Consider the following 18,087-nt stretch of genomic DNA (forward strand, 5'->3'; position numbering starts at 1 on the left):
GCGTTCACGTCTCGTCGCCGATCCCCGCCACCATCGCGTGCGCCTGGGCCGCCGTGTGCGTGAGGCTGACCAGCCAGGTGCGGATGCCCGCCGCTTCCGCCAGCGCCGCGGCCCGGCCCGCGAGGTGGAGGGAGGGCTTCCCGTCGGGCGCCCGCCGGACCTCGATATCGGTGAGCGGCGCCCCGGCGAGGCCCGTGCCCAGCGCCTTCAGCACCGCTTCCTTGGCCGCGAACCGGACGGCGTACCGCTCCGCCGGGTCTCGCGGGAGGTCGCAGTAGGCGCGCTCGGCCTCGGTGAACGCCCTGGTCCTGAAGGATGGCTGGCGGGTGAGCACGCCCCGTATCTCCGCCACGTCCGCGAGGTCCGTGCCCACGCACAGGACCCGCCGGCCGACCAGGCCTTGCGTCCACGTCATGGGAGGCGCGCTGCCGTGAGCAGGCCGTGGCCCACCGCCTCGTTCGGGCAGACGCCGCCGCAGTCGTCGCCGGTCAGGGTCCGCCCCTCCGTCACCGAAAGGCAGGCGCCCGCCAGGTCTCCGGCGGTCAGCGCGCGGCCCTTGCCGACGCCCCGCTGTACGGCGAGCGCCACCACCCCGGCCGCGTACGCCGTCGCTCCGGACGTCCCGCTGGACACCAGCCAGCCGTCGTCGGGGGCGGTCCCGTCGTACGCGCTGTTGCGGCGGTCGAACATGCACCCGGGCTGGGTCGGGAACACCACGTAGTCGCCGTTCGGCAGCATTCCGCACGGCCCGGACAAGTCGGGCACCCGCCGGCCGGGGAAGACGTCCGAGCGGTAGCTGGACGCCAGGTCGGCGGCCCGCCTCCGTCCGTCCGGCCCCACGTGGACCCCGCCGACCGTGATCGCGCCCGGTGTCGCCACCGACTGGAACATGGCGGTGCGCCGGTCCGTCGAGCCGTTCCCGGCGGCGAACAGGACCGTGATCCCGCGCCGCACCGCGTTCGCGACCTCCAGGTGGAGGTGCGGCTCCGCGCGCAGGGTGCCCCAGCTGCACGAGATGACGTCCGGTGCCAGCTCCACCGCCCGCTGGAAGGCCGCCAGCGGGAAGGAGAAGCTCTCGCAGGCCATCTTGACCATGGTGAGGTCGGCCCGGGGCGCGACCGCGAGCAGCAGCGCCGACATGGCGGTGCCGTGGCCGCGTTCGTCCACGGCGGGGTCGAGGGCGGACAGGGCCGGGACGACCGCCGTGCGGTAGCCGTGGGCACGGTGGTGCGGGTGGCCGTACAGGCCGGTGTCGACCATCACGACGCGGACGCCGTCGCCCCGGACGCCCGCCGCGTGCGGCCGGCCGGCGCCGGCGACGCGGACGGCGTCCTCGGGCAGCCGCAGATACCGCGCGTCGGGCGGGAGCGGCGGGGTGGCCCCGACACCCAGCTCGAAGCCGGCGCGCGGGGCCCGTACCTCCTGGACCAGGCCGGCGTGGAGCCGGGAGCCGAGCGGGCCCTCGGCGGCGAACTCGTAGCGGACCGTCTCCCGGATGTACTTGTTCCGCACCGGCCGCACCGGGTGGCCGAAGACCTCCGCGAGCAGGGCGGGGGCGCCGGAGACGGTGAGGCCGGCCTCGGTCCTCGCCTCGACGGCGAGCCCCTCGCGGGTGTACGCGTCGGCCAGCCGGTCGATGGTTCCGGGGGCCGCGAGGAACTCCTCGGCCCGGTGCCCGAGGAGCAGCGCGGGGTCGTCGCCGAGCGCGAGACCGGTGGCCGAGCGGGGCACGACGGTCACCACGCCGCACTGCTCGAACCGGGCCAGCTCCTGTTCGGTCACCTGGACTTCGCCCCCTCTCCGGTCCCGTCCGCGAGGGCCCGCAGCCGGTCGCGGTCGAGTTTGCCGGACGGCGTGAGGCTCACGTCCCCGTCGGCCAGGAATTCGACGCGGGCCGGCAGCATGTAGTCGGGCAGCCGCAGCGCGAGCCGCCGGCGCAGCTCCTCCTCGCGCGGCCCGGTCCCGGCGTCCTGCCGGCCGAGGACGAAGAGCATGATCGCCCGGCCGGTCAGCGGGTGGGCGACCGGGACCGCGCAGCAGTCCGACACCCCGTCCACGGCCAGGGTCGCCGCCTCCACCTCGGAGAGGTGGACGAGGTTGCCGTTGATCTTCAGGGCGTCGTCGCGGCGCCCGAGGAAGACCAGGGCGCCGTCCTCCGGCCGGCGGCGCACGTAGTCGCCGGAACGGTAGTAGCGCCCCCCGGCGCCCGCCGGGTCCTCGACCACGGCCCGAGCGGTGCGCTCCGGCTCACCGCAGTATCCCGTCATCACCTGCGCGCCCCCGATGAGGAGTTCACCGGTCTCCCCGTCGGCCACCGGCCGCAGCGCGTCGTCCACGACGAGCACGTCGACGGCGGGCAGAGGATGGCCGATGGGCAGGAACTCCTCGCCGTCCTTGCCGGGGGTGCCGGTGAGGAAGAGCGTGGCGCTGTGCGTGGTCTCGGTGGGCCCGTACCCGTGCACGTACCGCAGTCCCGGTACGAGGGCGGAGAAAGCTTCCAGGACCGACACCGGGCAGGCCTCGCCGCCGAACCACAGCCGCCGCAGCGAGCCGAGGTCGCGCCGCCCGGCGTCGCTGAACCGGCTGACCAGCATCCGGATCACGGACGGCACGAGCAGCGTGTCGGTGATCCGCCACTCCTCGATCGCGCGGGTGACCTGGGTGGGCATGCGCAGCCGGGGCAGCAGGTGCACGGTGCCGCCGACCAGGAAGGTCGACCAGAGGTCGACGACGGAGGCGTCGAAGAACAGCGGCGCGACGTTGAGGAAGCGCATGCCGTCCTCGAAGCCGACGGTCTCCTGCACCCCGGTCAGCAGGGCGCACATCGACCGGTGGCTGATCACGACGCCCTTGGGGGTGCCGGTCGAGCCGGAGGTGAAGACGACGTACGCGTCGTCGTCGGGGGTCCGTCCCCCGGTGCCGGCCGGTGCCGGCGCGGCCTCGGACGAGGGGTCCCAGCCGGTGCCCGCCTCCCCGGGGTCCCCGCCCACCGTGACCACCGTCCCGGCCGGCGCCCCGTCGAGGAGTTCCCGGTGGGCGGGCTGGACGACGGTGACCGTGGGCGCGCACGTGCCGAGCAGCAGCGCGATCCGGGCCGCCGGCAGCGACTCGTCCAGCGGCACGTAGCGGGCGCCGAGGCGCAGCGCGGCCCACATGACCGCGACCGAGGCGGCGGACTTGTCCATCACCATCGCGACGGTCCCGCCCCGGCCCACGCCGAGCCCGGCGAGAAGACCGGTCAGGGCCTGGACGCGCCGGGCGAGGGTGCGGTACGAGACCTGCTCGCCGGTCTCCAGGTCGACGACGGCGGTGGCTCCGCTGTCCCGCCGCCGCTCCAGCAGTTCGTCGGCGAACGCGACGCTCATCGTTCCTCCAGCGGTGTCCCGCCGAGGCGGCGGCGGACCGCCGCCAGCAGCTCCGGGAAGGTGTCCATCTGCTGGTCGTAGGAGCCGAAGTGGCCCATGCCGTCCATGGCGTTGAAGGTGGAACCGGTCAGCTCGTGCAGTTCCTCGGCGACCGCGAAGGGTACCCAGGGGTCGTCCTTCGAGTGGAACTGCTCGATGAACGACTGGTTGGCGCGGATCGCCTTCCAGTCCCACGGGGTGTCGAAGAAGCCGCTGCGGCGCTCCAGTTCGAAGCCGCAGTCGTGGTGGTGTCCGGCGACGGCGAAGGTACCCAGGAGCGGTGCCGTCTCCGCGTACCGGAAGGCGGTCAGCGCGCCGGACGAGTGGCCGACGATGACCGTCCGCCCGTCCGGGCGGATGACGTCGGTGAGGTAGGGCAGCCAGTAGCGCATCCGGCCCTTGATGGGGTCGGGGAAGGTCTCGGCCACCACCTCGACGCCGAGGGCCTCCAGTTCCCGTTTCAGGTACGGGAACCAGATGCCCTCGACGCTCGCTCCGGCGTTCCCGTGGATCAGCACCACGCGCACGTCCGAGTGGATCTCAGACAGGGGACACCTCGTCGTCGAGGAGTTCCTCCAGGAGACCGGAGAGGGAACCCAGGGTCGCGAAGTTCTCCGTCGTCAGCAGCTCGGGTTCGAGCTCGATGTCGTAGAACGTCTCGAAGGCCAGGGTCAGTTCGATCATCTGGGTCGAGTTGAGCGACAGTCCGCCGTTGAACAGCGGGGTGTCGGAGGCGAGTTCGACCAGCTGCTGCGGGAAGATCTGGGCGATCACCCCACGGAGGTCGTCCTCGATCTCCGCCTGGGTCTTGCGGGCGTCCATCGGTGGATCAGCTCTTCTCGGGTTCGGCGGGGGTGCTCTCCTTGGCGGTCTCCTCCGCCGTCTTCGGGCGGGTCTGGAGGAAGAGCGGGGTCCGCGGGATGTTCTGCGCGTCCTGGTGGAAGGGGTTGCGCTTGTTCTTCAGCGACAGGTACATCGTGCGCCGGGCGCGGGCCTTCTCCTCGTCCGAGTAGAAGAGGAAGGCGATGTTGCCGGCGTTCTCGCGGCCGACCTCGGTGAGGGTCAGGTCCTCGTCGGTCTCGATCGCGTAGCCGCCCTCGACCAGCCAGTCCACCTCACGGCGGTACTTCTCGAAGTTGGCGACATCGGCCTTGCGGACGGTGCCGAAGACCGGGAAGAAGACCATGACCCGGTTCTCGACCTCGTCCTCGGAGCAGATGCGGCCCTGCTCGATCGGGATGATGCCTTCCTCGACCTCCCGCATCCACCGCTCGACGTCGGTGTGGTTGCGGTAGCTGCGCTCGCCCATGTAGTTCTCGGCGGCGGGGCCGATCCCCAGGGTGTAGCTGGCGCGGTAACCGTTGCCGCCACAGGCGTGGTTGAGGCCGATCTCGCCCGGGTCGTCGAGGTGGGTGAAGAAGTTGATCAGAAGCTGCTTGTCGTAGCCGTACCCGGCCAGACCGTCCTTGATCTGCCGGTACTGCTCGCGCTCGATGGCACCCGACGGCTTCACCTCGGCGACCTTGCCGGCCCGGATCTGCTGGTCGAGGCGGGTGCCCTCCCACTGGTTGAAGCGGTACGTCTGCACGAAGCTGGGGCGCAGCTCGCCGCAGATGCCCTCCAGGTCACGGCCGAGGACCTCGTCGTCCTGCCCCGGCAGGTTGTACATGAGGTCCAGGGCGAAGGTGCGGATGCCGGCCTTGCGGATGTTCTCGGCGGTCTGGTGGACCTGCTCGACGCTGGCCTTGATGGTGAGCTTGCGGCGGATGTCCTCGTCGAGGGTCTGGACGCCGAAGGAGATCCGGGTGATGCCGAGCGACTTCAGCATCTCGATGTAGCCGTCCTTGGACAGGCCGAGCGGGCTGCCCTCCAGAGAGATGCCGTCGACCTCGCTCAGGTCGAACTCGCGGTGGACGGCCTCCAGGATGGTGGCCATCGACTCCTGCTCCAGCGCGGACGGTGTGCCGCCGCCGAACTGGACGTACTTGACCTTCGTGCCCTCGAAGTACTTCGAGCGGGCGTTGCGCTGGATCTCCTTGACCATGGCCTGGACGAAGCGCTTCTGCCGCTCGCCCTGGTACTTCGCCGCCGACTCCTTGAAGCAGGCGCAGAAGTTGCAGAAGGCCTCGCAGAACGGGATGTGGAAGTAGAGCAGGATGTCGGTCTGCTCCGGGTGGGACTGGCGGTCCAGGAAGGAGAAGTACTCGGCCTTCTTCCCCTCGTTGTCGAGGGCGTCCTGGAAGGCGCAGATCTTCGGGTAGAACCAGGTGACGTTGGTGCGCTTCTCGGGGCTCTCGAACTCGTCCTTCAGATAGAAGTTCGAGTCGAGGCCCAGCATGAAGGGGTTCTCGACGTGGGTCGTCATGACCTAGGCTCCCGCTCTTTCGGTCAGGAAGGCTGGCTGGAAGGCTCGGTGGGGGCCTCGGTTGGTTCCCCCTTGGTGCCCCGGCTCTCGAAGATGACCGGGTACTTGTTACTCATCTCGCCGTTGATCTCGATCCACTGGAACTTGTCCTCCGGCAGGTCGACGTCCGCCCAGATCGCCTCGGGCGGGCATTCGGCTACGCACGCGTTGCAGTCGATGCATTCCTCGGGGTTGATGTAGAGCATCTCGGGGCCCTCGTGGAAACAGCTCACGGGGCAGACGTCCACGCAGTCCGTGTACTTGCAGCCAACGCATTCGTCGGTGACGACGTACGCCATGGTTCTCTCCTCCCTCAGGCGTGGACGGGCGCCACTTCGGTGATCCGCCGCATCCAGCCGAACCGGTCGACGGACTCGCCCCGGTGGATGCCGTCCAGCAGGTCCCGGAAGCGGGCGGTCACCGGGCCGGCCTCCTGGGACGCGAGCCGGTACTCCTCGCCCTGGTGGCCGAGGGAGCCCACCGGGGCCACCCCGGCGGCCGTGCCGGTGGCGAAGCACTCGGTGACGGTGCCGTCGGCGATGCCCTTGAGGACCTCGGCCAGCTCCACCGGCCGCTCCACGACCTCGGTCCCCGCGTCCCTGGCCAGCTTCACGACGGAGTCGCGGGTCACGCCGGGCAGGACGGTGCGGTCGAGCGCGGGTGTGGTGAGCACGCCGTCGATCACGAAGAAGGCGTTCAGCTCGCCGATCTGCTGGATGAAGCGGCCCTGCGGACCGTCGAGCCACAGCACGTGGTCGTTGCCGTAGTTGTCGGCGATCTCCCCGGGCACCACGCCCGCCGCGAGCCCGCCCGCGGTGTTCACGTCACCGGTGCCGCCGGGCCAGGCCCGTACGTATCCGTCCAGGGTCAGGGCCTTCAGCGGCTTGGCCTCGGCGGCGGCCGGCACCGAGCCGAGCACGTAGAAGAGGCAGTCGTCCGCGGGTCCCGAGGTCAGGCCCGTGCCGTCGGCGGCGAGCACCGCGCGCAGCCGCAGGCAGGACCCCGCCTCCTGCGCCAGCCAGCCCTCGTCCAGCTCGACCATCGCCCGTACCGAACTCCACACCCGGTCGAAGTCGACCTGCGGCATCGCGAGACGGCGGGCCCCGTTGTTCAGCCGCTTGATGTGGCTGTCGGGACGGAACACGGCGACCGTGCCGTCCGCGAGCCGGTACGCGGCGAACTCGTCGATGACGCTCTGCCCGCTGAGCACGGCGGCGGCCGTGGGGCGCAGCGCCGGGACGCTGTCCCGGTCGGCCACGGTCAGCCGCTGCCAGCCGCGCCGCTTGCCGGTCCGCATGAAGAAGGCGTGGTCGGTGAGGACGGCACCGGCCGGCCCGTCCGCCTCGGGCCTGGGGCGTGGGGTGGTCGTGGGGGTGACGGTCAGTTCGTTGCTCATGCGGGGACACCTTCCTTGTCCTGGTGGCCGACGCCGTCGACGTCGACCCTCACGTCTGCGAGGACCGAGGCGACGAGGCGCTCGACCCGGTCAAGGTCGCCCTCGAAGTGGATACGGGCGACCCGGTTGCTGAAAATGTCGCCCGGGTCGAGCACCGCCCCCGGCTCGGCCTCCGGAAGCAGGCCGCGGAATTCGGCCGCCTCGGTGAAGGCGTCGATGCCGGGGAGCGTTCCGGCGAAGGTGCCGGGCCGGTCGGTGGTGACGAACGCGAGACCCGCGCTGACCGGCGACAGCGCGGCGGGGTCGTGGACCACACCGCGTGCGGCGTCCGCCGTGGCCGCGCACAGGTCCACGCCGGGGCCCGCGAGCACCAGTTCGGGGATGTTGTCGCCGGCGAGCCGGGCCCCGACCTCGATCAGGACGGGGCCGCGGTCGCGGTCGATCCGGGCCTCGATGTGGAACGGGCCCACCGTGAGGTCGAAGCCGGCCACGACCTCGCGGGCGAAGCGTTCCAGGACCTCGCCGTGCGGCGAGCGCTCCGGCACGGTGGCGATGTGGCCCATCTCGAAGAAGTCCGGCGGGGCGGAGAGGAACTTGGTGGTGACGCTCGCGAGGTGCGGGCCCTTGGCGTCGACCCAGCCGTCGAGGGAGAACTCGGGACCCTCCACGTACTCCTCGACCAGGGCGGTCCGGCGCGGGTCCGGGTGGAACTTCACGTCCTCGCCGGGGTCGTGGACGACGGCGCAGGCCCGTGCGTACGCGTCCTGGTCGTGGCAGAGGCTCACCATCAGGCTGCCGCCGCAGTCGACCGGCTTGACGACGACCGGGAACGGCAGCGGGCAGGGGCCCGCGTCCCCGGGTCCGACCACGACCGAGCGCGGGTGGGCGACGCCTCGCTCCACGCAGCGCCGGCGCATGACGTCCTTCTGCCGCACGGCCTCGGCCGCCCCGGCGCCGAGCGCGGGCAGCCCGAGGGTCCGGGCCAGTTCGGCGGCCTCCTGCACGGCGTACTCGAAGCCGGCGATCACCCCGGTGGGCGCGGTCCCGGTCTTCGCGGCCACCTCCTCGACCATGCTGAGCAGCCCGGCCACCCCCGCGTCGGGGTGCCAGTCGACGACGGTCGCGCCGGAGTGCACCTCGGGCGGCAGCAGCTCGGGGAACTGGGTGGGAACGAGGCAGGGGACGCCGGCGGCCACCATGCGGGCGGTGAGCCGGACGCCGGCCGACAGGGGCTGGACGACGATCAACATGCGCGCGTGCTCCCCGTGTCGGTTCCGGAGTCGTCACCGGGCGTCCGGCCGACGTGCAGGGTGAAGATCATCGGCACCGGGCCGAAGTTCCTGATCAGCCTCAGTCCTTCGGCGGCGGCAGCGGGTCCGGTGGTCACACAGGCGTCGTACTGTCCGGCCGCGCACAGTGCGGCGGCGCGGGAGTTGCTGCTGGTCAGCGTGGTGTCGCCGAGCCCGGCCACCAGGCTGCTGGGCGCCGGGTGGCTGACGATCGTGGCCGTGCCCGTGTGGCCAGGGCGTCCGGCCAGGACCATGTCGTGGGTGTCGAGGATGAAGCTGTCGGCCATCTCCAGGCGGTGCAGGTTCTGGAAGACGAGGTCGTGCAGCCGGGGGTAGACGGCGCAGGCGAGGATGGCCTCGGTGCCGTCGAAGGCCATCGCGTCGAGGCCGTCCTCCACCTCGGTGTGCAGCGTCACGTCCCCCGCGATGCCGCGCCCGGCGAGCCAGTGGTGGGCGGCCTTCTCCAGGTTGGTGCCCGTGGGGCCCAGTGTGTGGATCACGGTGACCCTCGAAAGCGCGCCCTCACGGTCGCCCTTCAAGGCCGCGTTGTTGTCGCTCATGCGCGTCGTCCCCCGTTCTCGTCGGCCCGCCCGATGGTCCGCAGCCAGCCGTGCGCGTCGGGCGTACGTCTGTGCTGGGCGTCGAGCAGGCTGTTGCGTAGCAGCGCCGTCATCGGTCCCTCTCCGCCGTCGCCGACGGTCATGTCCTCGCCGCCGATGCCGAGCCGGCCCACCGGGACGACGACACCGGCCGTGCCGCAGGCGAACATCTCGGCCAGCCGGCCGGAGCGTAGCCCGTCGCGGACGGCGTCGATCGTGGTGTGCTCCTGTGCCGCCGCGATCCCCCGGTCCTCGGCCAGGGTCAGCAGCGAGTCGCGGGTCAGGCCGCGGACGATGGTGCCGTCGCACGGCGGGGTCGACAGCCGGGGCTCCGTCCCGTCGCGCCAGACGAGGAAGACGTTCATGGTGCTCAGCTCCTCGATCCGGCTCCGTTCGAGCCCGTCGAGCCACAGCACCTCGTCGTACCCGGCGGCCTGCGCCTCGGTCCGGGTGAGCAGGCCGGCGGCGTAGTTGCCGGCGCACTTGGACTCACCGGTCCCGCCGCGCACGGCCCGCACCGTGTCGGTCGACGTGGTCACCGAGAGCGGCCGGAAGCCGGCCCCGAAGCAGGGGTCGGCCGGGTAGGCCAGGATCACGCACCGGTAGCGCCTGGAGGGCCTCAGCCCCAGGTCGGGCTCGGTGGCGATGAGGAGCGGCCGCAGGTAGAGGCTCTGCCCGTAGCCGCCGGGCACCCACTGCTCGTCGGCCGCGACCAGGGCGGCGCACGCCCGTACGAACAGCTCGGCGGGCATCTCGGCCATCGCGAGCCTCGCGGCGGACCTGGCCAGGCGTCGCCCGTGGTCCTCGGCCCGGAACAGGTGCACCGATCCGTCGGCGGCCCGGAACGCCTTCAGGCCCTCGAACACGGCCTGCCCGTAGTGGAGTCCGAGGGTGGCGGGGTCCATGGCCAGATCGGACCAGGGCTCGACGCGTGGCTCGGACCAGCCGGTGCCGGCGTCCCAGTCGACGACGGCGGTGTGTCCGGTGGAGTGGCGGCAGAAGCCCGGGTCCCTGAGGATCGCGTCGAGCTCCGCGGTGCGGCGCGGCTCAGACATGGACTTCGGAGCCCCACAGGCCGAGCGGCGCGAGAGGTCCGCCGTACCGGTCGGGTTTGCCCTCCGGCCGGCGCAGCAGCGTCCCGAAGAGGAAGTCCACGGCCGCCGACCGGTAGGCCGCGTCGTCCTCGGTGCGCTCGATCTCCTCGATCAGGCCCACGAGTTCACGTACCGACTCGACGATCCGCGCCTTGGAGCCCAGACATCGGCGCCCCTGGTCGTCCTGGGTGAACAGTCCCTGGGACGCGAGCCAGGTGCCCAGTGCGAAGCCGGTGCCCGCGTCGAAGTTGCGCAGGGGCTCGGGCTGCGCCGGGTAGCGCAGGAGCCGTTCGAGAATGATGTATTCGAAGACGATCCGGCCGTACGGCACGTCCTCCTCGAAGCAGGCGATGGCCGACAGCATGTCGACCTTCAGCTCCTCCAGGAGTCCGGGCCGCCAGGTCGTCTTGATCGCGAGGTGCTGGTCGAGGGGGCGCGGGCCCGTGTGGTGGAAGTAGTCGTGCATGTATCCCCAGACGCAGCGCGCCTGGTAGGTGTCCTCCGGGTCCACGTCCGCGGAGACGAGGGTGTCCTCGCCCTCGAAGGGGGAGCCGGGTCCGCACAGACGCTCGGTGATCGCCAGGGTCTGGGCGTAGATCTCGGTGTGCCGGTTGAAGAAGAACCAGGCGAAGTTCTGGTCGGTGCACCGGGTGGCGGAGGGGATGTTCTCGGGGAAGAAGACCACGCAGTTGCCCTCCCGCAGACCCCGCGAGGCGGACAGCAGCCGGGTGGACTGGAAGACGGCCTTGGGGTGCGGGTAGGCGGCCTGGAGGGCAGGGGTGCTCTCGGGGTCCTCACGGATCACCGAGAACGCTTCGATGTGGACGTCGTGCCGGTCGCTGTTGGGCAGCGTCACGGGCCCCACGAAGGCGGCGGCCTCGCCGTCCCTGGGCGCGGGCACACTGTCGCGGGTGGCGTCGAAGTGCGGTACGCCCTCGCAGCCGGTGTCCTGCCAGGCCCGCAGGTCCTTGCAGGTGGCGGCGATCTGCTCCTGCGGCATCAGGCCCCGCATGCCCTCGACCGCGGTGCAGATCGCGTCGATGGCGAAACGTATCTCCTCGTCGGAGCCCGCCGGAGCACCGCCGGACGGCTCACTTCCGCCGGCCCGGGGCCGACTGCGCAGCTCCCTCAGGGAGTTGACCGCGGGAACGACGTTTCGCTCGAACTCCAGAAGTGTGGCGACAGTACGCGGCCCCACAGCACCCCCCGTTAGTGCCCCTCGGATGAGTCCCGCAGAGGGAATGTGCCTGATCGGCGCCTCATCCGAACCGTTCGATCCAGGAAGCTAGCGGCGTGACTCCCCAACAGGCAAGGGTTGTTCGGATGTTGGTACATCACCCACTTCCTTCCCCGCTCAGCGGACGGGACCGCGATCCTGGTGTAAGGCCTGCGGGCGGCAGCCGGGTGCTTATACTCTGGCACCGCCCTGCGAGTGAGCGCGTTCGCCCAACTATCTCGGAATGCGGACTGGTTCATGGCCCCGCCGCCCGGCCGGCCACGACCACGGAGATCCTGTTCAACGAACTCGGTGACACGAAATACGGGGGAGCATGAGTCACGAAGCGAGGGAGAACACGGCCGAGGCGCCCGGGGAGGACAGCGGCAGCGATACGAGGACGCCACCCCACGCCTATATGCCGGGCCCCCAGGTGGCGCGTTTCGTGGGCGGTCGCGGACTGGCCGCTCTGGGCGATCAGTTCCTTCTGTTCGCCATTCCGCTGCTCGCCTACAAAATGACGGGCAGCGCGTCGCAGACCGGCCTGATCTTCCTGGTCGAATGGCTGCCCCGGGTGATATTCCTGCCCGTGGCCGGGGTGTTCGCGGACCGAATACGCAGCTACCTCCTGTATATCGGCTCGGACTTCGTCCGCTCCGGGCTGGCGCTGACCGCGTTCGCCCTGATGTTCCTCGTGCCCGACGGCAAGTTCCTCACGCTGTGCGTACTGGCCGCCGGCATGTCGGTGGCAGGCGCGCAGTCGTACGTCGCCCTTGAGGCCACGCTCCCCCGGTTCGTCCCGATGGACCAGATGGTCCGGGCGCAGTCGATCATCCAGGGGACCGAGCAGACCAGTGAGGTCATCGGCCCCGTCCTGGCCGCGCTGCTCGCCTCCGCGCTGCCGACCACCAGCCTGCTCGCCGTGATCGGTGTGGTCTACGGGCTGACCACGCTCAACACCCTTACGCTGCGCCGCTGGTTGCGCACCGAGTCGCTCTCCGGGAACACCGGGGAACCCACCACCGTCCGTTCCGTGGCCACCGGCATCGGCGAGGGCGTGACGACCCTGCTCAAGCTGCCCGCGATCCTGGGCCTGGTCGGACTGACCATGACGGTCAACCTCATGGTCGGCGTCGGAATGGCCACCAGCGCCGCGACCACCGTGGGCGTCTTCCACCAACCGGACAAGTACTACGGGGCGTTGAGCACCGGAGCCGGCATCGTGGGCATCCTGACGTTCTTCGTCGTCCCGAAGGTGACGAAGCGGCTGAATCCTTTCGCCGCCCTGATGACGTCCTACTCCCTGATCGCGCTGGGCGGCATCGGGGTCGGCCTGGCGAATACCTTCACCCAGTACGCGCTGAGCTACGCGGTCCTGCTCGGGACCGTCGGGTTCTTCAACGTCGTCATACGCACGGAGCGCGTCAGGAGAATTCCGCGCGAGCACTTCGCGAAGACGATCGCCATCATCATTCTCCTGAACCAGCTGTCCCTGCCCGCGGCCGGACTCCTGGTAACCCTCTTCACCACGTCCTTCAGCCCCCAGAGCATCGCCCTGGGTTCCGTCATCGGCTCCGTCTGTGCCGTCGCCCTACTCATTCCGCTTCTCGCACGTCTGAGGAACTATCATGCGCATCCTGATCCTGCACCGAGTCACGGACAAAATGATCCGGCACGCGACGGGAATTGACCACGCGGCCCATGACGTCACCTACGTCGGCCCCGCGGACCGGCTGGCCACTCTCCCGACCGGTCTGCGCTGCACGCTCATCGAACGCCCCGACACCGGCGACCTCACCGAAGAGGTGCTGGCCGCCGTCGCCGGGCTTCCGCCCTTCGACATGGTGCTCGCGCTCTCCGAGTTCGACCTGATAGCCGGTGCCCGGGTGCGGGCGGCCCTCGGCGTGCCAGGCGACTCGGAGGAGGACATCCGGCCCTGGCGCGACAAGGTGGTCATGAAGTCCATGGTCGCCGCGGCCGGTCTGCGGGTCCCCCGGTACCTGTCCCTGACCGAGGCGCTCGAAGCCGGACCCGACGGGCTGCCCTGGAGCGGCGAGACGGTCCTCAAGCCGCTGGACGGCGCGGCGGCCATGAACGTCACCATCCACCCGACGCCGGCCGAGGCCCTCGCCGCGGTGCGCGAGGCGGGGGTGCCCGAGGGCACCGAGCCGGCCGGCTTCGAGGTCGAGGAGTTCGTCACGGGCCCCATCATCCACGTGGACGGCATGCTGATCGACGGCAAGCCGATGGCGGTCCAGGCCAGCCGCTACGTCGGCACCTGCCTGGGATACGCGGAGGGGACGCCGCTCGGCTCGGTGCAGATCGAGCTGACCCCGGAGCTGAGCCGCTGGACCCTGGACTGCCTGGCCGCCGTCAACATCACCACCAGCCTCTTCCACCTTGAGGGCATCGAGACCCCGGAGGGTGTGGTGTTCCTGGAGGTCGGCGCCCGCTTCGGCGGCGCGGACGTGGTGGACACCTTCGAGCTCGCCACCGGGGTCCACCTGCCCTCGCGCTACCTGCAACTGGTCACGGGCGGCGTCTCGGCCGAGGAGCTGACCTGGCCCGAGGCCGACGGCTCCCGCTACGGCTGGTTCTGCTGGCCGAGCCACAAGCTGGGCGCCGAGTACTGCCGCATCGAGGGCGAGGCACCCTTCCGCGAGAGCCCGCTCGTATACCGGTGGAGCCAGCGGCCCGAGGACGAGCCGATCAAGACGGTCCTCAGCTACGCGGACACCGACATCCCGCTGGCCGGCGTCGTCGGCCCCGGCGACTCGGCCGAACTCGACCGCTTCCTGAGCGACGCCTTCGCCACCATCCGCGTCACGCCTGTCACGCCTGCGGAACCGGCCGACACGGAGCCGGCGGGCTGACCACGCCCGGACCGGACCCGAGGCCCTGCCGGGCGGCTCACGCCCCGCGGGGCCTCGGGCCCGCAGACCCCGCCGGACCGGCATCCTCACAGGTCGCGACGTTTCTGCTGTGGTGGGGCGGGTGGGACTCGAACCCAAAAGAGAGACGCGCCTCACCTGCGGAAACACCACAGAGGCGGACATTCACATCCTGCTGAGTCCTGCTGCATCCGCCTCGATCCCCGGCAACGGCAGTGCGGTGCGGTACGTACCGCACGGTCACGAGATAGCCCTGAGCAGCAGCGCGAGGCAAAAAAACAACCGGGGTGCATCCGCCGCCAGCAACCGATCATGGCCCACCCGCAGCGCATGCCGCCGACTCGTTCTCCACCCCCTCACCTACAGCCGTCACCCTCTGTATCACCAAGCGCGCCAAGTGATCTTGATGGGTGACGCGTCCGCATTACCGTTGATCTCGTATCGCCGGCGTGGAGGAGCAGGTACTCCGTTGATGTCGCCGCCCGCCCAAACGACACCACCGCCATCTCGGACAGTTACGAGTCGGACAGTTACGAGTTTCGGGCCGGCGGCCGGTGAGATCGGAAGACTATGCAACAGTCTCTCCGGCCCTGCATCCAAGATCCTTAAGCTCGACTCAGCCGCATCCGCCAGCAGGCCAGAGGCCGTGGGATGCCAAGGATCATGTAAGCGGCTGTCGCAAGCGAGGCTCCGCTGGCATGTGTGCGTGTAGTGCGTTACGCCGTGTTGCGTGGGGCCGGTGACCACGTTCGCCTCTGCCCGGCAGACCCTCTAGGCTGCTCTCCGTGGTAGCACAGGTAGAGATGACTCAGAGCACGACGCCCGAGCTGGATGAGGGCCCAGGTGAGGCTGGGATCACGGTCCGTCGCGGGGATGCGTATGACCTCATGGCAGACCTTCCCCCGGAGTCCATCGACCTGCTGATCACCTCGCCGCCGTACTGGGGTCTTCGCAGCTACGGCCTGGAACACAATGAGGACATCCTCAAGGAATGGCTTGCAGAGGACACTTCGCGTGTCCAGACTGACGTACCGTCCTACGAGTGGTACCGAAAGCACGGCGGCGTTCTCGGCTTGGAGCCACTGCCGGAGTGGTTTATCGGTCACCTCGTTGAGATCCTCCAGCGAGGGGCTGCGGCGCTGAAGCCGCAGGGCAGCATGTGGATCAACATCGGAGACACATACTTCGCCCGGTGGTCCAGTATTCGTCACGACGGTCGTCAGGGGCTCGGCGACAACCCGCGTTCGCGTCGGCGTACTCCAATGGGCGGCTTCCGCCAGGAGAAGCAGATGCTCCTCATCCCTGCTCGCTTCGCTATTGCGATGCAGGACCTGCGGTGGATCTTGAGAAATGACCTGATCTGGCACAAGCCGAACGTTCCGCCCAGGCCGGAAAAGGATCGCCTGCGGCTCACTCACGAGCACTTCTTCCACTTCGTTAAGCGCCCCAAGGAAGGCCGCGCCAAGTATTACTACGACTTCGAAGAAGTCGAGGGGGGTGCGCAGGACGTCGTTTATTACGACATCGACGAGGCGGAAGAGGGGGCGGCTGACGTTGTCAAGACCGGCGCCCGCTCCGGCTCCGATGGCCACTCTGCTACCTTTCCTATCGATCTCATCAAGCCCCGAATTCTAACCTCCTGCCCTCCTGGGGGGACCGTGCTTGACCCATTCTGTGGCACTGGAAGATCGCTTTCTGTCGCGGCGTCTTCGGGGCGCAATGCTATCGGATTCGAATTGGGCGAGTCCTTCCATCAGGCCGCGGTGAAGAATGCTGCGGTGACCCTTGGACAAGGACAGCTGACCTTCGATGCAACCGACGAGGCGGGAGAATAAAAATTGTCCGGGGGAGGCGCATCCAAGAAGGCGGCGAATAATGTCATCGGTGAGTGGTTTGGGCACCGAGTCTATCCAGTCGTAGCTGAGACGCCGGAGAGCCTAAGCGACCAGGAAGCTGAGCGCTGCCCGTTTCTCACCAAGGCAACGGGGAAAAGTACTGGCTGCGTCAAACAGAAGAATTCGAAGGGCGTCTGCACGATCAGCAGTACGAGCAACGGGCCCCGCCAAGACTGGTTGGCGTGTCCATTCCGCGCTCTGGACGACTCTATGCTTATAGACGCCGCCCATCGGCTCTTTGGGTACGTCACAGATGACGACGTAAAGATCATCGCGGCCACCGTTCTGGCGGACAAGACCGAAGCGGACGACCTCCGCAAGCGAGTCGCCGCAGGGAAGCCTTCGATCGTCTACTTCCAGAATAAGCTGGGTGGAGAAATCTCCATCAGCCCGACCGACCGCTCCCCAGAATTTTCGTTTGACGCGACCATGATTGAGTTGTTGTCAGACACTGATGGCGCTCTCGCCGTTGGTCGGTACGGAATCTTCGAGATTCAAACAATGGACTTTCACGGAACCTACAGGAAGTCTGTCGAACTACTACGCTGGGCGCGTCACGCACATAAGGGAGAGTTCGGGGAAAGCATTGCTACCCACCCTCAGTGGCTGTCGGAGGGTATTGAAGGTCCAAATATCGCGAACGCCTTCAAGCGCACATTCTATCAAATGATGTTCAAATTCCAGATCGGGGCCCACGACGCCTCAGCGGGATGCATTTTTGCGATTCCGCGGGCGGTTTGGGAAAGTTGGCAGCGACACCTTGGTCGCCCCGACCTTGTCGAGCATGCCGATGGGACTTGGCGTCTGGTTCAAGACGGCCATCAGCCCGACGACGATCCACCGGCCTGGATCTATGTATTCGATGTCGAGCAGTCTGAAACGCAAACTCCCAATTCATTGAACCTTTGGCGCGTGATTGGAACCAACGCAGCCGCGCTCAGTCATTACACCTTGGATGTTTCTCCCGAAGCCGCTCTGGCAACAGGAGGGTCCGTCGGACGCCTGCGCGAGACGATCACAATGCGGTTGGCCAAATACCTTCCGGAGCTTCGGCCGGCTCCGAAAACCAGGCACGGCAAAGCGAACGGTGTTTCCAAGGGCCAGATGACGCTGTGACGCCAGTCCGCGGCTGCACTCATGCTTCCCATCAAAGTCCGGTCGCCGCTCTGGGCAACCGCGGTAGCGTCCTTCCCCATGAAGGACCCAGGGCTACGGCGTAGTGCACTCCCGTCGGCCACTCCCGTCGGCCAGCGGATCGCCGACGCCCTCCAACGCCCGGTTAGTGATGGAGTGTCGGGTTGACGGGGGCCGGATACAGAGCAGGCGCGAGTGCCTGTGATCATGGAGTTCTGTACGCTCTGTGACCTTGGGGTACTCGTGCCTGCGTCTGCATCCTCGCTCATCTATCCCGCCCTTGACCAACTCGGTGATCATGGAAGCAGGCCCCGGTGAGGTGCCCGGCCTGCTGGAGCGGCTCGCGCAAGTGCCTGGCCCGCGCGATCCACGAGAGGTGCGGTAAGTGACACTCCTCGGGCTGGCGGCATGCGCGGTGCTGGCTTGCCCGTAGTCGCTTCTCGCGGTCGGTGAGTGGGCCGCCGAGGCCCCGTTATCTTCTTCGCGGCCCTGCAAGAGGGCCGCTGGCCTCCGGGCCCGGCATGACTGTTGCCCCCTGTCGAAGTCGATGACCTGGGGGGTGGTGTCACCGGGTCCGGGAGGTGCCGTCGGAGACGCTGATCAGAGGTCCGGCCGCCATCCGGTCCGGTGCAACGCCGGACAGCTCGCGGATGGCAGGTCTGCATAACGTGGATGCGCGAGCACGACACCGATGCCGAGGCCGGCACGTTCAACATCATGGGAGGGGCGCCATGTCCGACACCGAAGACGTGGGCGTGTTCCTGG

16 protein-coding genes are annotated in these 18,087 nt (G+C 69.1%); 4 read left to right on the plus strand and 12 right to left on the minus strand.

Annotation, left to right across the window (positions count from 1 at the left end; translation table 11 throughout):
- Positions 1 to 4 precede the first annotated feature (4 nt).
- Genes acpS through B082_RS0135315 form a run of 12 tightly spaced genes read right to left on the minus strand, consistent with a single transcriptional unit; the run spans position 5 to position 11,384 of the window.
- Positions 5 to 415, minus strand: coding sequence for a holo-ACP synthase (gene acpS / locus B082_RS0135260; protein ID WP_018556482.1), 411 nt, complete (start codon positions 413 to 415; stop codon positions 5 to 7).
- Positions 412 to 1,782 carry a S8 family serine peptidase gene (locus B082_RS0135265; RefSeq protein WP_018556483.1) on the minus strand — a complete coding sequence of 457 codons (1,371 nt, stop codon included), beginning with the start codon at positions 1,780 to 1,782 and terminating at the stop codon, positions 412 to 414. The genes acpS and B082_RS0135265 overlap by 4 nt, the downstream gene beginning before the upstream one ends.
- A complete protein-coding gene (locus B082_RS0135270; protein ID WP_018556484.1) occupies positions 1,779 to 3,365 on the minus strand; it encodes an amino acid adenylation domain-containing protein in 1,587 nt (528 codons plus the stop codon). The genes B082_RS0135265 and B082_RS0135270 overlap by 4 nt, the downstream gene beginning before the upstream one ends.
- Positions 3,362 to 3,931 carry an RBBP9/YdeN family alpha/beta hydrolase gene (locus B082_RS0135275; protein WP_018556485.1) on the minus strand — a complete coding sequence of 190 codons (570 nt, stop codon included), beginning with the start codon at positions 3,929 to 3,931 and terminating at the stop codon, positions 3,362 to 3,364. Before B082_RS0135275 ends, B082_RS0135270 begins: the two co-directional genes overlap by 4 nt.
- Before the next feature lie 13 nt (positions 3,932 to 3,944).
- Positions 3,945 to 4,226 carry a phosphopantetheine-binding protein gene (locus tag B082_RS0135280; protein ID WP_018556486.1) on the minus strand — a complete coding sequence of 94 codons (282 nt, stop codon included), beginning with the start codon at positions 4,224 to 4,226 and terminating at the stop codon, positions 3,945 to 3,947.
- Positions 4,227 to 4,233: 7 nt separating this feature from the next.
- Positions 4,234 to 5,769 carry a coproporphyrinogen-III oxidase family protein gene (locus B082_RS0135285; protein WP_018556487.1) on the minus strand — a complete coding sequence of 512 codons (1,536 nt, stop codon included), beginning with the start codon at positions 5,767 to 5,769 and terminating at the stop codon, positions 4,234 to 4,236.
- A 23-nt stretch (positions 5,770 to 5,792) separates the two neighbouring features.
- Positions 5,793 to 6,107 (minus strand): 4Fe-4S dicluster domain-containing protein, encoded by a 315-nt coding sequence (locus tag B082_RS0135290; protein ID WP_018556488.1) that lies wholly within the window; start codon positions 6,105 to 6,107, stop codon positions 5,793 to 5,795.
- 14 nt (positions 6,108 to 6,121) lie between these two features.
- Complete coding sequence (locus tag B082_RS0135295; protein ID WP_018556489.1) at positions 6,122 to 7,204, minus strand: aminotransferase class IV; 1,083 nt, start codon at positions 7,202 to 7,204, stop codon at positions 6,122 to 6,124.
- Complete coding sequence (locus tag B082_RS0135300; RefSeq protein ID WP_018556490.1) at positions 7,201 to 8,454, minus strand: ATP-grasp domain-containing protein; 1,254 nt, start codon at positions 8,452 to 8,454, stop codon at positions 7,201 to 7,203. The genes B082_RS0135295 and B082_RS0135300 overlap by 4 nt, the downstream gene beginning before the upstream one ends.
- Positions 8,448 to 9,053, minus strand: coding sequence for a hypothetical protein (locus tag B082_RS0135305; protein ID WP_018556491.1), 606 nt, complete (start codon positions 9,051 to 9,053; stop codon positions 8,448 to 8,450). Before B082_RS0135305 ends, B082_RS0135300 begins: the two co-directional genes overlap by 7 nt.
- Positions 9,050 to 10,147, minus strand: a complete 1,098-nt coding sequence (locus tag B082_RS0135310; protein ID WP_018556492.1) for a branched-chain amino acid aminotransferase — start codon at positions 10,145 to 10,147, stop codon at positions 9,050 to 9,052. Before B082_RS0135310 ends, B082_RS0135305 begins: the two co-directional genes overlap by 4 nt.
- The gene (locus B082_RS0135315) at positions 10,140 to 11,384 is read right to left on the minus strand and encodes a DUF6421 family protein (protein WP_018556493.1); all 1,245 of its coding nucleotides are present in this window, start codon (positions 11,382 to 11,384) and stop codon (positions 10,140 to 10,142) included. The genes B082_RS0135310 and B082_RS0135315 overlap by 8 nt, the downstream gene beginning before the upstream one ends.
- Before the next feature lie 352 nt (positions 11,385 to 11,736).
- Between B082_RS0135315 and B082_RS0135320 the strand changes: the two genes are divergently transcribed.
- The 4 genes from B082_RS0135320 to B082_RS38595 all read left to right on the plus strand — a co-directional run bounded on the left by B082_RS0135320 (position 11,737) and on the right by B082_RS38595 (position 17,304).
- Complete coding sequence (locus B082_RS0135320) at positions 11,737 to 13,092, plus strand: MFS transporter (RefSeq protein ID WP_234018323.1); 1,356 nt, start codon at positions 11,737 to 11,739, stop codon at positions 13,090 to 13,092.
- A complete protein-coding gene (locus B082_RS0135325) occupies positions 13,031 to 14,275 on the plus strand; it encodes an ATP-grasp domain-containing protein (protein WP_026250518.1) in 1,245 nt (414 codons plus the stop codon). The genes B082_RS0135320 and B082_RS0135325 overlap by 62 nt, the downstream gene beginning before the upstream one ends.
- Positions 14,276 to 15,180: 905 nt before the next feature.
- Positions 15,181 to 16,128: a DNA-methyltransferase gene (locus B082_RS0135330; RefSeq protein ID WP_234018326.1), complete on the plus strand. Its 948-nt coding sequence runs from the start codon at positions 15,181 to 15,183 to the stop codon at positions 16,126 to 16,128.
- 270 nt (positions 16,129 to 16,398) lie between these two features.
- Positions 16,399 to 17,304: a hypothetical protein gene (locus tag B082_RS38595; RefSeq protein ID WP_324608513.1), complete on the plus strand. Its 906-nt coding sequence runs from the start codon at positions 16,399 to 16,401 to the stop codon at positions 17,302 to 17,304.
- Positions 17,305 to 18,087 lie beyond the last annotated feature (783 nt).

Source organism: Streptomyces sp. ATexAB-D23 (assembly GCF_000373645.1).
Taxonomy (GTDB): Bacteria; Actinomycetota; Actinomycetes; order Streptomycetales; family Streptomycetaceae; genus Streptomyces; species Streptomyces castrisilvae.

Excerpts from the sequence above, each read along its gene's own strand:
- B082_RS0135320 (WP_234018323.1), top strand. The coding sequence starts at position 11,737 with ATGAGTCACGAAGCGAGGGAGAACACGGCCGAGGCGCCCGGGGAGGAC.
- B082_RS38595 (WP_324608513.1), top strand. The coding sequence starts at position 16,399 with ATGCTTATAGACGCCGCCCATCGGCTCTTTGGGTACGTCACAGATGAC.
- B082_RS0135325 (WP_026250518.1), top strand. The coding sequence starts at position 13,031 with ATGCGCATCCTGATCCTGCACCGAGTCACGGACAAAATGATCCGGCAC.
- acpS (WP_018556482.1), bottom strand. The coding sequence starts at position 415 with ATGACGTGGACGCAAGGCCTGGTCGGCCGGCGGGTCCTGTGCGTGGGC.
- B082_RS0135305 (WP_018556491.1), bottom strand. The coding sequence starts at position 9,053 with ATGAGCGACAACAACGCGGCCTTGAAGGGCGACCGTGAGGGCGCGCTT.
- B082_RS0135295 (WP_018556489.1), bottom strand. The coding sequence starts at position 7,204 with ATGAGCAACGAACTGACCGTCACCCCCACGACCACCCCACGCCCCAGG.
- B082_RS0135330 (WP_234018326.1), top strand. The coding sequence starts at position 15,181 with ATGGCAGACCTTCCCCCGGAGTCCATCGACCTGCTGATCACCTCGCCG.
- B082_RS0135310 (WP_018556492.1), bottom strand. The coding sequence starts at position 10,147 with ATGTCTGAGCCGCGCCGCACCGCGGAGCTCGACGCGATCCTCAGGGAC.
- B082_RS0135280 (WP_018556486.1), bottom strand. The coding sequence starts at position 4,226 with ATGGACGCCCGCAAGACCCAGGCGGAGATCGAGGACGACCTCCGTGGG.
- B082_RS0135290 (WP_018556488.1), bottom strand. The coding sequence starts at position 6,107 with ATGGCGTACGTCGTCACCGACGAATGCGTTGGCTGCAAGTACACGGAC.
- B082_RS0135270 (WP_018556484.1), bottom strand. The coding sequence starts at position 3,365 with ATGAGCGTCGCGTTCGCCGACGAACTGCTGGAGCGGCGGCGGGACAGC.
- B082_RS0135285 (WP_018556487.1), bottom strand. The coding sequence starts at position 5,769 with ATGACGACCCACGTCGAGAACCCCTTCATGCTGGGCCTCGACTCGAAC.
- B082_RS0135300 (WP_018556490.1), bottom strand. The coding sequence starts at position 8,454 with ATGTTGATCGTCGTCCAGCCCCTGTCGGCCGGCGTCCGGCTCACCGCC.